A 14058-nucleotide genomic window follows, 5' to 3' on the forward strand; every position below is an offset into this window, starting at 1 on the left:
TCCGGACCGCTCCAGCGTGGCGTACGCCACGTCTCGGTCGCCATTCGCCGAGTGGCGGAAGGCCCCGGATCCCAGGGGGAGCCGGGGCCGGAGGGGCCGCGTCGATCACGGCATGTTGCCGGTCCACCGGTTGGCGGCGGCCTTGTAGACGTTGTAGGTGTCGCCGTTGAAGTACGGCGAGGAGATGTGGTCGTAGCGGTCGTTGCCGTCGGTGTCCCAGGCGATGCTGTTGACGCCGACGAGGTAGCCGGTGCGCGAGGCGCTCTTGTACTGGTAGAGGAACGGTCCGCCGCTCGCGCCCGCGGTGAAGGCGCACTTGAAGCCGACGTGCTCCTGCAGGTTGTACTTCTTGGCCTCCGGCATCGGCTTGGTCGTGCCGTAGCACCACTTCATCGTGCGGCCCGTGTACGGCTTGTCGCCGTCGGGGTGCTCGCCGGCCGGGTAGCCGAACGAGAAGACGTTCGCCTTCGGGTTCCTGTTCCAGGTGAAGCCCTGACCGCCGACGTTGTCACCGAGCCGGCCGACGTTCTTCTTGGTCCACTGCCAGCGGCCGCCGACCTTCTCCCACTGGACCTTGATCCCGTTGTAGACGTTGACGAACGCGTAGTCGTAGTCGAAGTCCTCCTTCACCACGAAGTCGTCGTGGGCGTTGAACGTCTTGGCGGCGTAGATGCCGTAGGGCGCCTTGCCGTTCCAGGCGTTGTCACCGTCCCAGTACGACGGGATGAAGACCCAGTTGTCGTAGAAGGTGTTCTTCTTGGTGTCGTAGACGCAGTGGGCGGAGGTCGCCACGAGGTTGCGGTACTTGCTCTGCACCGAGGTGGCCGAGCAGTAACGCCAGTTCTTCGGGTCGCGGGGGTCGGTCCTCGGCAGCGTGAAGAACACGCGGCCGACCGTGTTGGGCAGGTTGACCTGCTTGCTCTTCTTCGCCGTGGTCTTCTGCGCGCCGCTCGGCGGCACGGACCCGGGCGGGCCGTCGGGCTTGTCGGCACTGGCCTTGATGCCCTTGGTGGACATGTCGAGGGCGGCGTCGTAGTCGGTGGCCTTCTTGACGCGGTCGGGCGTCCAGAACTGGACGGCCTGCTCCGCGGGGGTCGCGGCGTTCTTGGACACGATGTCGGAGGGTGCGGCCGCGTTGGCGGCGCCGGTGACCGTACCCGCTGTCATGGCGACGGCCGCGAGGCCGGCGAGCGGGATGGCGATGCGCCTTGCTCGGGATTGCATGGAGCTCCTCTCAGCTTTCGGCGGCCCAGAGCGGGGGACTGCGCCCCGGTGGGCCAGGAAAACGCTCGGAACGTTAATGAATGGCGCAATCGCGCGGCCAGGAATCGACGTGAAAAAGCATGAGCCGGTTCCATTCCGTTATAGAAATAGCGAATCCGCATGTATTCTCGATTGGCATTTCCGCAGGTCGGAGCGTCTGTCGAATTTCTGTGACACCACTGGTAACAGCGTTTATCAGACGCCACTCCGCAGCCGCCGCCACGGACGATATCGCCTGTCACACCGCTCTCCGCGGCTCCGACGATCACGGCGGTCCCGCGCGCCCAGGTTGTGATTTCGTGACGTACCGCCACGGCTCCGGGGCTTGCGCGTGAGGTCCCCGGTCAACTGAACTGGACGCGAAGCGCACAATTCGGCACTACTCGGACTGAGGAACGGCGTGACGGACCAGTTCGACGTCATCGAGGCAGGCGAGCGCGACGGCCGTCGCCGGTGGGTCGGGCTGGTGGTGGTCCTGGCGCTGCTGCTGATCCCGGCGATCAGCCTGCTCACCAGCCGCGACCCCGTGGCCGAGCCCGCGGAGCGGAGGGTCGCCGAGCCGGGCGCCGTGGACCCGGCCCCGGCCGCGCCGACGCCCCGGCGGACGAGGACCCCCGAGCCCATCAGGACGATCACCCGCGTCGACGCCGCGCCGAACCTCCTCACCGTCCCCGGCACCGCCAAGGGCGACGACGAGGTCCTGCGGGTGGTCTTCCCCGACGGCGCCCGCGCCGACGTGCGGTACCCGGCCGAGCTCGCACTCGACGAGATGGGGTCGCGGCCGTTCCAGGGCGCCTGGATCGACGACAGGCTCCGTGAGTTCGTCGCCCCGTACGGCGGCGAGGCCGAGATCACCCGAGGTGGCGAGCCCATCAGGAACTACGCCGACAACGTGACCCTGTGGCCGCGCCAGGCGGGCAGCGGCATGTACGGGCAGGTGATGCTGTTCTCCTTCGGGCCGTGGCGGCTGGCGATGTACGACCGGGGGGAGGGCCTGACGTTCGACCAGCGCGTCGACCTCGCCGAGAACCTCCAGGGCCGCGTCACCGAGGACGGCTACCTCGTGCTGTCGGCCGGCGGGGGAGTGCGGCTCGCCTCGCCAGGCGACGTCGTGCGGAACGACCCGGTCGGGCCGCAGCTGTGGTTCGGCGGCGGCCTGGGGGAGATGGTGGCGCTCGTGCCCACGCCCGGCTGCGACGAGGAGGCCGAGGCGCCCGACGTGATCGAGGTACGCGGCCGGCCGGCCGACATGGTCTGCCGGGGCGAGGTGCTGGTGGCCGCGACCGGGCCCGAGTCGTTCCGGGCCAGGGCCATCGACGGCATCCGGGTCACCATGAAATGACGGACGGCCGGTCATGGGGAGATCGATCACGCTGAAGTAAGGTGCGGCCATGTTCGCCGTAACCGCCACCCAGACCGATCCCGACAACCCGCTCGCCGGACTGACGCTCGGCGAGCACCCCGATCCCGAGCCGCCGGACGGCTGGACGACCGTCACCGTACGCGCCGCCGCACTCAACCACCACGACCTGTGGACGCTCAAAGGCGTCGGCATCAGGAAGGACCGGCTGCCCATCGTGCTCGGCTGCGACGCCGCAGGCGTCGACGAGGACGGCAACGAGGTCATCGTGCACGCCGTGATCGGCTCCGGCGGCGACGAGACGCTCGACCCGCGACGGTCGCTGCTGTCGGAGCAGTACGACGGCACGTTCGCCGATCGCGTCGCCGTGCCGCGCGGCAACCTGGTGCCCAAGCCCGCCGGTCTGAGCTTCGAGCACGCGGCCTGCCTGCCGACGGCGTGGCTGACCGCGTACCGGATGCTCTTCGACAAGGCCGGGCTGCAGCCCGGCGCGACCGTGCTCGTGCAGGGCGCGGGCGGCGGGGTCGCCACCGCGCTGATCGCGCTCGGCCGCGCGGCCGGTTACCGGATGTGGGCCACCAGCCGGTCGGAGGCCAAGCGCGAACGCGCCAAGCGGCTCGGCGCCGACCAGGTCTTCGAGCCGGGCGCGCGGCTGCCCGAGCGGGTGGACGCCGTCATGGAGACGGTCGGGCAGGCCACCTGGGACCATTCGCTCAAGTCGCTCAGGCCGGGCGGGCGGATCGTCGTCTCCGGGGCGACCACCGGCGCGGTGCCGCCGGCCGACCTCAACCGGGTGTTCTTCCTGCAGTTGTCGGTGGTCGGCTCGACCATGGGCACGCGCGACCAGCTGCAGCGGCTGGCGGTGTTCCTGGAGCAGACCGGGCTGCGGCCCGAGGTCGACCGGGTGCTGCCGATGAGCGAGGCGCGGGACGGGTTCGCGGCGATGGCCGAGGGCGACATTTTCGGAAAAATCGTCTTCACGCGCTGAATAAGCGAAAAATCACTGATGGGCCTCCTGGGTGGTGTACCTGGGAGGCGGCCATCATCATGGAGCCTTTCGGCCCAGGCTCGACGCACTGGCCCGGCGCGCGCCGGGCGGGGAATGCGCCCGTTTCGTCGCCCGCCGCCACACGTCAGCGTTCGAGGATGTCGTGGATGCGGCGGGTCGCGTCGTCGAGAGTCGTGCGCAGCTCGGCCAGCTTCTCCGGGGTCAGCCGCGCGTCCGACGCCTCCGTGCGGGCCGCCGCGACGAAGTCGGCCAGCAGCTCGCCCAGCTCGGCGTCCAGCTCAGCCCGGTTCGGCGGCGCGCCCCCGAGCGTGGCCCACACCTCCGACCAGATCCGCCGCCACTCCCGGCTCAGCCGCTCACCCTCGTCCTGCCAGACGGTGGCGTGCTCGTTCCACTGCTGTTTCTGCTGCTCCCGCAGGCGCCGCAGGTCGTCCTGGGTACGTCGCAGCCGCCGGCCGTCGTCGCCCGCGCCCGTACGGACGTCCTTCGCCATCCGCGTCAGCTCGTCACGCAACGACCTGACGGTGTCGCGGACGTCCTCCTTGACCTCGCGGGCGATGTCGCGGACGGACGCGGAGATCTCCTGCTCCAGGTCGTTGAGCTCGTCAAGCCGGTCGTTCAGCTCCTCGCGCCCCTTGTCGGTGATCGAGAACACCTTCTTGCCGTCGACCACCTCGTGCGTCACCAGCCCCTCCTCCTCCAGGCGGGCCAGACGCGGGTAGATCGTGCCGGGCGAGGGCGAGTAGACCCCGAGGAATCGGTCCTGCAACAACCGGATGACCTCGTACCCGTGACGCGGGCTCTCCTCCAGCAGCTTGAGCAGGTACAGCCGCAGCCGACCATGACCGAAGACAGGGCTCATTCTTTTTCTCCCTTGAGCAGCGTGACCTCACCGGAGACCGTGGTGGCCGAGAGGGAGGCCATGCCGCCGCCCAGCCGGCCCGACATCGATCGGGCGCCAGGGCTGCTCGTGTTGGACAGTTCGTCGAACGCGCTGATCAGCCTGCCGGAGGTGGCTCTGGCGGTGACGTCGGCGTCGGTGTTCTCGGGCAGCCTCACCAGGATGTCACCCGACACGCTGCTGAACGTCACGTGGGCCGTCGGCCGCAGCGCCAGGTCGGTCACGATGCGGCCGGAGACGGTTTTGGCGCGCAGCCGGTGCGGTGTGCCGTCGGCCACGGTCAGGTCGCCGGAGACGCTGTTGAACGACAGGTCGCCGTCCATCGCGCGGCTCTCGACGGCGCCCGAGACGGTGTTGGCGGCCACGTCGCCGCTGACCCCGTCGAGCACGATGTCGCCGGAGACGCTCTTGACGTGGGCCATCCGCTCGAACCCGGCCACGAGCGCGGGCGCCGACACCACGCCGGCCTTGACCTTGCAGGTCTTGGGCACGGAGATGGACAGCACCGTGCGGCGCCGGTCGCGGCGGAGCCAGCCGAGCATGCCGTCCCAGGTGAGGTCGCGGTAGGCGACGGTCAGCGCCCGGGCGTCCTCGTCGTACGTGACCAGCAGCGGGGAGACCGAGTCGATCTCGGCGATCTCCAGCATGGGCGGGCCATCGCCCGCCAGCACGTCGAGGCGGCCGGAGACGATGCGGACGTCGAGCGACGTCACGTCGCCGAACGTGAGGTGCTCGGGCTCGTCGATGGTCCATTGCTGCATGTTCCCCGCCCTTCTCGGCGACACGTCCCTACACAAAACACGATATGTCGCGTTGGCGGGAAACTCAAGATGTATCGCGTTATGCGTCCGGGTCGTGCTCGTGGCAGATGAGGCCGAAGGTCAGTCGTCCTCGTCGTCGAGGCGGGCCAGCCAGGTGGCCAGGCGCTCGATCGGCGTCTCGAACTCGGGGTTGAGGTCGATGAACTCGCGCAGGCGCTCACTGAGCCACAGGAGGCTGACCTCTTCCTCGCCGCGCCGTTCGACCAGCTCCTCGATCCCCCGATCGGTGAAGTACATCGCTGTTTTCCGTTCCTTCCGCAAGACGTGCCCGCCTGACTTTAGCCTGCCGGACGGCCTGGTCAGAAAAGCGGCGAGCCCCCGGCCGAGGTGCCGGGGGCTCGCCGTGGTGGATCAGGCGAAGATCTGCTCGAGGATCTCCTCGAGCTCCTGGTCGTGGGAGTTGTGCGAGCCCGTCGCCGGCGAGCTGTTGGCACGGCGCGACACCCGCCGTAGCGCGCGTCCGCCGAGCGTCTGCGGCTCCTCGGCCAGCCGGAGCGTCAGGTAGGGCCACGGGCCCATGTTGACCGGCTCGTCCTGGGCCCAGACCAGCTCGGCCTGGGCGCTGTAGCGGCCCAGCTCGGCGGCCAGCTCCTCGGCCGGGAACGGGTAGAGCCGCTCCAGCCGGACGAGCGCGACGTTGTCGTTGCCCAGCTTGTCACGCTGCGCGGCCAGCTCGTAGTAGAGCTTGCCGGAGCAGAGGACGACCCTGGTGACCTTGGCCGGGTCGACCGTGGTGTCGCCGAGGACGGGCTGGAAGGTGCCCGAGGTGAAGTCGGACGCCTTGGACGTGGCCGCCTTGTGGCGCAGCAGCCACTTCGGCGTGAAGACCACCATGGGCTTGCGCCGCTCCGACTCCACCTGCCAGCGCAGCAGGTGGAAGTAGTTGGCCGGCGTGGTGGGCTGCGCGACCGTCATGTTGTCGAGCGCGCAGACCTGCAGGAACCGCTCGATGCGGGCGGAGGAGTGGTCGGGGCCCTGGCCCTCGTAGCCGTGCGGCAGCAGCAGCACGACCGAGGAGCGCTGGCCCCACTTCTGCTCGCCCGACGAGATGAACTCGTCGATGATCGTCTGGGCGCCGTTGACGAAGTCGCCGAACTGCGCCTCCCAGGCGACCAGGGCCTCGGGGCGGACGAAGCTGTAGCCGTACTCGAAGCCGAGGGCGGCGTACTCGCTGAGCAGCGAGTCGTAGACGTAGAACTTCGAGGTGCCCTCGTTGAACGCCTTGAGCGGGGTGTGCTCGGCGCCGGTCATGCGGTCGACCAGGACGGCGTGGCGCTGGGTGAACGTGCCGCGCCGGGAGTCCTGACCGACCAGGCGGACCGGGTGGCCGTCGAGCAGCAGCGAGCCGAACGCCAGCGTCTCGCCCATCGCCCAGTCGATCGCGTCCTGCTCGACCATCTGGCCGCGGCGCTGCAGCACGGGCGCCAGGCGCGGGTGCGGCGTGAAGCCCTCGGGCAGGTTGAGCTGGGTGTCGACGATGCGCTTGAGCGTCTCGTGGGTGATCGCCGTCGGCGTGTCGTCGTGGGACCACTTGACCACCTCGGCCGGAGGCACCCGCATCGCGGCGGCCTCCTGCGGCTTCTTGGCGGCCTCGCGGACCTCGGTGAACGCCTGCTCCAGCTTGGCCTGGTAGTCGCGCAGCGCCTGCTCGGCCTCCTCGACCGTGATGTCGCCCCGGCCGATCAGCGCCTCGGTGTAGAGCTTGCGGGTCGAGCGCTTGGCGTCGATGAGGTCGTACATCAGCGGCTGGGTGAAGGCGGGGTTGTCGCCCTCGTTGTGGCCGCGGCGGCGGTAGCAGATGAGGTCGATGACGACATCCTTGCGGAACGCCTGGCGGTACTCGTAGGCCAGCTGGCCCACGCGCACCACGGCCTCGGGGTCGTCGCCGTTGACGTGGAAGATCGGCGCCTGGATCATCCGGGCCACGTCGGTCGCGTAGACCGACGAGCGGGACGAGGCCGGCGAGGTGGTGAAGCCCACCTGGTTGTTGACCACCACGTGGACGGTGCCGCCGGTGCGGTAGCCGCGCAGCTGCGACAGGTTGAGCGTCTCGGCCACGACGCCCTGGCCGGCGAAGGCCGCGTCACCGTGGACGAGCACCGGCAGGACGCTGAAGCCCTCCTCGCCGCGCTCCAGGAGGTCCTGCTTGGCGCGGACGACGCCTTCGAGGACCGGGTCGACGGCCTCCAGGTGGGAGGGGTTGGCGACCACGGAGGCGGTGATGGTCTTGCCGCTCGGCGCGGTGAACGTGCCCGCGGCGCCGAGGTGATACTTCACGTCGCCCGAGCCGTGCGCCGTACGCGGGTCGATGTTGCCCTCGAACTCGCCGAAGATCTGGGCGTACGACTTGCCCACGATGTTGGCCAGCACGTTGAGCCGGCCGCGGTGGGCCATGCCGATGACGACCTCGTCGAGGCCCTCGTCGGCGGCGTCGCTGATCACCGAGTCGAGCAGCGGGATCAGGGACTCGCCGCCCTCCAGGGAGAAGCGCTTCTGGCCGACGAACTTCGTCTGCAGGAAGGTCTCGAACGCCTCGGCGGTGTTGAGCCGGCTGAGGATGTTGAGCTGCTCGGCGCGCTCGGGGGAGGCGTGCGGCTTCTCCACCCGCGCCTGGATCCAGGCCCGTTCCTCGGGGTTTTGGATGTGCATGTACTCGATGCCGACCGTGCGGCAGTAGGAGTCGCGCAGCACGCCGAGGATCTCGCGCAGCTTCATCAACGGGCGGCCGCCGAAACCGCCGGTGGCGAACTCGCGCTCGAGGTCCCACAGCGTCAGGCCGTGCGACTGGATGTCGAGGTCGGGGTGCTTGCGCTGCTTGTATTCGAGCGGGTCGGTCTCGGCCATCAGGTGGCCGCGTACGCGGTAGGCGTGGATCAGCTCGATCACGCGCGCGGACTTGGCCACGTCGTCGTCGTGGGAGGCCGAGATGTCCTGGACCCAGCGGACCGGCTCGTACGGGATCCGCAGCGACTCGAAGACCTCGTCGTAGAAGCCGTCCTCGCCGAGCAGCAGCCGGTGGATCTGGCGCAGGAAGTCGCCCGACTGGGCGCCCTGGATGATCCGGTGGTCGTAGGTGCTGGTCAGCGTCATGACCTTGGAGATGCCGAGGCGCGCGAGCGTCTCGTGCGCGGCTCCCTGGTATTCGGCCGGGTATTCCATCGCGCCGACGCCGATGATCGTGCCCTGGCCGGGCATGAGGCGCGGAACGGAGTGGACGGTGCCGATCGTGCCGGGGTTGGTCAGCGAGATCGTGGTGCCGGAGAAGTCGTCGACGCCCAGCTTGCCGGCGCGCGCCTTGCGGACGACGTCCTCGTAGGCCATCCAGAACTGCCGGAAGTCCATCTCTTCCGCGGCCTTGATGGAGGGCACGAGGAGCTGGCGCTCGCCGTTGCTCTTCTGGACGTCGATGGCCAGGCCGAAGCCGACGTGCTCGGGCTTGACCAGGGTCGGCTTGCCGTCGATCTCCGCGTAGGAGGAGTTCATCTCCGGCAGGGCCTTCAGCGCCTTGACGATCGCGTAGCCGATCAGGTGCGTGAAGGAGACCTTGCCGCCGCGACCCCGCTTGAGGTGATTGTTGATCACGATGCGGTTGTCGACGAGCAGCTTCGCCGGGATGGCGCGGACGCTCGTCGCGGTGGGGACCGCCAGCGACATGTCCATGTTGGCGGCCGTGCGGGCCGCCGCGCCGCGCAGCTTGACCTCCTCGGCGCCCTTGGGCACCGGGGTGGCGGGCTGCTTCGGCTTCTCGGCCGCCGGAGCGGCGGCCGGTGCGGCCGGTGCGGCGGGTGCCGGTGGCTGGGGAGGCGCGGGCGCGGTGACTGTGCCGTTCGCCGCCTCCCTGACCGGGGTCCGGCCCGGTCCGTAATCAGGGTTGTAGTCAGCGAAGAAGTTCCACCAGGCCTTGTCGACAGACTCAGGATCTTGGAGGTACTTCTGGTACAGCTCGTCGACAAGCCATTCGTTCTGACCAAAGCTTGCCAGCGGGTTTGTCCGCGACGACTCAGACGACACGGCGGAAATCGCCCTCTTCCGCAGATCGGCGTTGATGTTAGAGAACCTGTCCAAGGCTACTCGCCCAAAGCGGCACCGCGCGCCGAAGAGCACGCGCCGCCTCGAACGATCCTCTCAGGACCGTGCAAAGAGGTCACGCCTCCCTAGTCAATCCGGGTGGTGCCGCATTTATTACTCTTTGGTATCAACGGTACGTCCGTGGGTTTATTTCCCGTTCGATAGCAATCTGCTACTGATCCGCACCTCTGGCGACAACTCGGACAGAAGGTCGGCCAGCTCCTCGCCCGCCTGCTTGAGCTCCTCCAGCGACATGGGCTCCAGGCGTTCGAGCAGGAAGATCGCGTTGGTGGTCTCCTCGGTGAGGCGGGTGCGCGCCACCTGGCGCCAGTTCCACCGGCGGCAGGTGACGCCGAGGTCGTCGCGCCAGATCACCTCGCCGGGATCCGGCTGACCGAGCGCCTCCTCCGACGCCTCGTCGCCGGTGGCCCGCACCAGCCGCGCGGGGCCGGCGTAGTGGTCGAGGTCCTCGCCGCCGATGGGCAGCGCGTGCTTGACGCTGATCGAGTTGTACGCGTCGACCGCCTGGTTGATCTCGGGCAGCGGCATCCGCCGGGTGAGCGCGTCGACCGAGGGCCGGGTGCGCTGCGGCTTGGCCCCGAACGCGCGGTAGGCGTCCTTCCAGGCGTCGATCTTGTCCGTCTGGACCTCGCACGCCGACGCCTCGGCCAGCCAGGCGCGGGAGCGGTCGTCGGTGGGCCCGTTGCGCAGGCCGTGGGCGGTCATCACGAGGACCGCGAAGTCGGGGCGGAGGGCGAAGACCGCGTCGTCCACCCAGATGTCGTCGAGCATGACCCCCAGTCTAGGAGCCGGAAAACCGCAAAGATTCATTTGCAAAATTCTCTTTGCGGTCTATCGTCGGTCGTATGGAAGACCGCTACGAGATCAGCGACCCGCGGCTCCTCAAGGTGGTCGCACACCCGCTGCGCTCCCGGCTGCTCGGCCTGTTGCGCACCGATGGCCCGGCCACCGCGAGCGAGCTCGGCCGCAAGGTGGGCGAGAGCTCCGGCTCGACCAGCTACCACCTGCGCGAGCTGTTCAAGCACGGCTTCATCGAGGAGGACCCCGACCGGCGCGACGCCCGCGAGCGCCGCTGGCGGGCCCGCCACCGCTACACGTCGTGGAACAGCCGCGAGCTCTACGGCACGGCCGAGGGCCGCGAGGCGGTCAGGGTCTTGCGGCTGCGGCAGGCCGACCATCTGGCGCGTGCGATCGAGGAGTTCGACGAGGGCGAGTGGGCGCCCGAGTGGGTGGAGGCGGCCGGCATGAGCGACCACGTCCACGAGCTGCCGCCGGCCGCGCTGGCCGAGTTCGCGGCGCGCGCCGAGGAGTTGCTGACCGAGCTGGCCGCGCGTCACGCGGGCGAGCCGGAGGCCCGGCAGGTCTACATCTGGGTCGGGGGTTTCCCCCGCAAGCGGGAGGAAGAGGCGTGAGCGCGCGTTCCGCGTTACGGCGCTACCTGCTGGTCAATTTCCTGACCTGGCTGCCCGTGGGGCTGATGATGCCCGCCATGGTGCTGCTGATGACCGAGCGAGGTCTCGGCCTGGCCCAGGCCGGGCTGGCGATCACCGTGTTCTCGGTCGTCACCGTGACGCTGGAGCTGCCCACCGGGGGCCTGGCCGACGTCCTGGGGCGGCGTGTGGTGCTGGCCGCCTCCGCCGCGTTCCTGGTGGCGGCGCTGGTGATGATGAGCGTGGCCACGACGTTCTGGATGTTCGTGGTCAGCGGGGTGCTCAAGGGCGTGGCCAGAGCGCTGTCCAGCGGCCCCGCCACCTCCTGGTACGTCGACACGCTGCACGGGATCGACGGCCCCGGCGCCGATCTCAAGCCGGGCCTGGCCCGCGGTGGCGCCGTGGAGTCGGCCTCCCTCTGCCTCGGCGTGCTGGCCGGCGGCGCCCTGCCGCTCGTGGTGCCGCCGGAGCTGATGTTCCCGCTGGCCGCACCGAGCCTGGTGGGCGCGGTGGCGGCGGTGATCCACCTGGTCGTGGTGCTGTTCGCGCTGCCCGAGCCGGCGCATGGGCGCCGCTCGCTCGCGGGCGTGCTGCGTGAGGTGCCCGCCACGGTGGCGGGCGGCGTGCGCCTGGCGGTCGGCGGCCCCGTGCTGCGCCGTCTCATGCTCGCCGCCCTCGTGTCGGGCGTCATGCTCGCCTCCATCGAGCTGCTCACCCCCGGCCGCCTGGCCGAGCCGGCCGGCGGCGCCGAGGCGGGCGGCATGGCCTACGCCGTGGTGGCCGCGCTCGGCTTCGCGGGCAGTGCGCTCGGCAGCGCGCTCGCCCCCGGCGTGGCCCGGCTGGCCGGGGGCTCGGCCCGGGGCGCGATCGCGGGCTCGGCGCTGGCGGCGTGCTCCGTCGGCGCGCTGGCCGCGACGGCCGGGCTCGGCGGCGCGGCCGGGCTGCTGTCCGCCGCCCTGGCGTACGTCCTGCTCTTCGTGGGCGGCTCGGTGACCGGGCTGCTGTGCCTGGAGATGACGCACCGCGCGGTCCGCGCCGCCGAGCGCACCACCGTCACCTCGACGAGCTCGCTGGCGCTGCAGGCGGGCGGGGTGGCGGCCAACGTGTGGGCCGGTGCGCTGGCGGCCCAGGCGGGGGTGGGCGCCGCGTGGGGGGTGACCGCCGCGGTCGTGCTGGCCTCGGCCCTGCTGTTCGTCCGGATGCCCGTTACGGCGACCAGTCCAGCTCCGGCCCTACCGGCACGATCCGGCTCGGGTTGAGGTCCGTCTGCGTCATGAAGTAGTGGCGCTTGATGTGGTCGAAGTCGGTGGTGTCGCGGAAGGCCGGGACGGCGTGGAGACGGCGGGCGTACGCCCACAGCGCCGGATGGTCGACCAGGCGCCGCACCGAGCACTTGAAGTGGGAGTGGTAGACGGTGTCGAACCTGACGAGGGTCGTGTAGAGGCGCACGTCGCTGTCGGTCAGCGTGTCGAAGAGGTACCGCGACTCCGACAGCCGCACCTCCAGGAAGTCGAGCGTGGTGAAGACACGGGCCACCGCCTCCTCGTACGCCTGCTGGTCGCCCGTTAACCCCGCCTCGTAGACCGCGTTGTTGAGCCCGTGGTAGAGGCGGTCGTTCATGATGTCGATGTCGGGGCGCAGGCGCTCGGGATAGAGGTTGGGCGAGGTGCCCCACGACATCTCCAGATCGAGGGTGATCCGCGGGAAGTCGTTGGTGACGATCCGCCCCTCCTTGGCGTCCCAGACGCACGGCACGGTGTAACGGCCGGTGTAGCCGGGGTCGGTCGCGTGGTAGAGCTCCGACAGGTACTCGGGGTCACCGCCGGGGACGCGCCAGCCCTTCTCGTCGCGGATCGGGTCGACGATCACGACGTCCAGGAGGTCCTGCAGGCCGAGCAACTCGCGCACGATCAGCACCCGCTGGGCCCACGGGCAGGCGTAGGAGGCGTAGAGACGGTAGCGGCCGGGCTCGGGCGGGCCGAGGCGGTCGGTGAAGCGGTTGGGTTGCCGGACGAAGCGGCCGGCCTCGGAGATCTCGCGGCTCAGCTTCATGCCCCCAGTAGAACACGATTCGGATACAGAACTATATTCGGCCTGTGGCGAAATTTGCAGTGACCCCGGCCAACGAGGCACAGCGGGACGCGTGGACCGGCGGCGCCTTCCCCGACGTCGAACGGGTGCGCCCCGGGCTGTGGTCCATCCCGGTGCCCATCCCGATCAACCCCCTCCGGTACGTGCTCGTCTACGCCCTGGAGCTCCCCGACGGCGTGGCGATCATCGATGCCGGGTGGAACACCGACGAGGCGTACGACGCGCTCGTCGCCGGGCTCGGCGTGGCCGGGTACGCCATCACCGACGTCAAGGGCGTGCTCGTCACCCACATGCACCCCGACCACTACGGACTGGCCGGGCGCGTACGCGAGGCGTCGGGCGCCTGGATCGCGCTGCACCCGGCCGACGCCCGCCTGCTGCGCGAGCGCTACGACGACGAGGCCGTCCACTCCCTGGTCGAACGGGAGCGCGCGCTGCTGCTGCGCTGCGGCGTCCCGCCGGAGACCCTCGACGAACTGGCCGGCGCCTCGATGCGGATCCGGCACGTGGTCTCCATGGCCAGGCCCGACCGGCTGGTCGAGGACGACGAGGACCTGGGCCTGCCCGGCTGGGACCTCAAGGCCGTCTGGACGCCCGGCCACTCGCCCGGCCACCTGTGCTTCGTCTCGCCCGCGCGGCGGCTGCTGTTCTCCGGCGACCACGTGCTGGCGAGGATCACGCCCATGGTGGCCGTGCACCCGCAGTTGGGGCCGAACCCGCTCGCCGACTACCTCGACTCGCTGGCCGCCGTGCGCAAGCTGGAGGTGGACGAGGTGCTGCCCGCGCACGAGTACCGGTTCCTGGAGCTGGCCGAGCGGGTGGATCACGTGATGGCGCACCACGACGAGCGGCTGGCGGAGATCGAGCAGGTCGTGGGCGCGCACGACGGGGTGGACTGCTGGCGCGTGGCGACCGGGCTGACCTGGTCGCGGCCGTGGGAGACGATCCCGCCGTACATGCGGCGCTCGGCCAACAACGAGACGCTGGCGCACCTGGTGTGGCTGGAGGCGCGCGGGCGGGTGGTCAGGGAGCCGGGCGAGCCGGACCTGTGGCGGCCGGCCTGAGGGCGGTTATCGTACTCGTACCAGAATGTT

Annotated in this window: 12 protein-coding genes; 5 read left to right on the forward strand and 7 right to left on the reverse strand. The window is 70.1% G+C overall.

All coding sequences use genetic code 11. The features are described from left to right. Positions 1–105: 105 nt before the first annotated feature. The gene (locus ACIBP6_RS00290) at positions 106–1224 is read right to left on the reverse strand and encodes a trypsin-like serine peptidase (protein WP_397047280.1); all 1119 of its coding nucleotides are present in this window, start codon (positions 1222–1224) and stop codon (positions 106–108) included. 439 nt (positions 1225–1663) lie between these two features. Between ACIBP6_RS00290 and ACIBP6_RS00295 the strand changes: the two genes are divergently transcribed. Then, positions 1664–2605: a hypothetical protein gene (locus tag ACIBP6_RS00295; protein WP_397047282.1), complete on the forward strand. Its 942-nt coding sequence runs from the start codon at positions 1664–1666 to the stop codon at positions 2603–2605. 49 nt (positions 2606–2654) lie between these two features. Next, the gene (locus tag ACIBP6_RS00300; RefSeq protein ID WP_397047284.1) at positions 2655–3611 is read left to right on the forward strand and encodes a zinc-binding dehydrogenase; all 957 of its coding nucleotides are present in this window, start codon (positions 2655–2657) and stop codon (positions 3609–3611) included. A gap of 145 nt (positions 3612–3756) precedes the next feature. On the opposite strand, the gene ACIBP6_RS00305 is transcribed toward ACIBP6_RS00300, so the two are convergent. From ACIBP6_RS00305 to ACIBP6_RS00325, 5 genes are all read right to left on the reverse strand, one after another. Then, a complete protein-coding gene (locus ACIBP6_RS00305; protein ID WP_397047286.1) occupies positions 3757–4494 on the reverse strand; it encodes a PadR family transcriptional regulator in 738 nt (245 codons plus the stop codon). Next, positions 4491–5294, reverse strand: coding sequence for a DUF4097 family beta strand repeat-containing protein (locus ACIBP6_RS00310; protein WP_397047288.1), 804 nt, complete (start codon positions 5292–5294; stop codon positions 4491–4493). Before ACIBP6_RS00310 ends, ACIBP6_RS00305 begins: the two co-directional genes overlap by 4 nt. Positions 5295–5414: 120 nt before the next feature. Next, positions 5415–5591 (reverse strand): DUF6104 family protein, encoded by a 177-nt coding sequence (locus tag ACIBP6_RS00315; protein WP_165969868.1) that lies wholly within the window; start codon positions 5589–5591, stop codon positions 5415–5417. A 114-nt stretch (positions 5592–5705) separates the two neighbouring features. Next, positions 5706–9365 carry a multifunctional oxoglutarate decarboxylase/oxoglutarate dehydrogenase thiamine pyrophosphate-binding subunit/dihydrolipoyllysine-residue succinyltransferase subunit gene (locus tag ACIBP6_RS00320; protein ID WP_397047290.1) on the reverse strand — a complete coding sequence of 1220 codons (3660 nt, stop codon included), beginning with the start codon at positions 9363–9365 and terminating at the stop codon, positions 5706–5708. 204 nt (positions 9366–9569) lie between these two features. Further along, positions 9570–10214: a B3/4 domain-containing protein gene (locus ACIBP6_RS00325; protein ID WP_397047292.1), complete on the reverse strand. Its 645-nt coding sequence runs from the start codon at positions 10212–10214 to the stop codon at positions 9570–9572. A 74-nt stretch (positions 10215–10288) separates the two neighbouring features. Here ACIBP6_RS00325 and ACIBP6_RS00330 point away from each other — a divergent pair, with 74 nt between their 5' ends. Together ACIBP6_RS00330 and ACIBP6_RS00335 are read left to right on the forward strand one after the other, a co-directional pair. After that, positions 10289–10855 (forward strand): winged helix-turn-helix domain-containing protein, encoded by a 567-nt coding sequence (locus tag ACIBP6_RS00330; RefSeq protein WP_397047294.1) that lies wholly within the window; start codon positions 10289–10291, stop codon positions 10853–10855. Then, positions 10852–12132: an MFS transporter gene (locus ACIBP6_RS00335; protein WP_397047296.1), complete on the forward strand. Its 1281-nt coding sequence runs from the start codon at positions 10852–10854 to the stop codon at positions 12130–12132. Before ACIBP6_RS00330 ends, ACIBP6_RS00335 begins: the two co-directional genes overlap by 4 nt. On the opposite strand, the gene ACIBP6_RS00340 is transcribed toward ACIBP6_RS00335, so the two are convergent. Beyond that, positions 12080–12925: a glutathione S-transferase family protein gene (locus ACIBP6_RS00340; RefSeq protein ID WP_397047298.1), complete on the reverse strand. Its 846-nt coding sequence runs from the start codon at positions 12923–12925 to the stop codon at positions 12080–12082. The two genes, ACIBP6_RS00335 and ACIBP6_RS00340, sit on opposite strands and share 53 nt — an antisense overlap. Before the next feature lie 44 nt (positions 12926–12969). On the opposite strand from ACIBP6_RS00340, the gene ACIBP6_RS00345 reads away from it, so the two are divergent. Then, positions 12970–14028 carry an MBL fold metallo-hydrolase gene (locus ACIBP6_RS00345; RefSeq protein WP_397047300.1) on the forward strand — a complete coding sequence of 353 codons (1059 nt, stop codon included), beginning with the start codon at positions 12970–12972 and terminating at the stop codon, positions 14026–14028. Positions 14029–14058 lie beyond the last annotated feature (30 nt).

The organism is Nonomuraea terrae, from assembly GCF_044465245.1.
In the GTDB taxonomy this organism is placed as follows: Bacteria; Actinomycetota; Actinomycetes; order Streptosporangiales; family Streptosporangiaceae; genus Nonomuraea; species Nonomuraea terrae.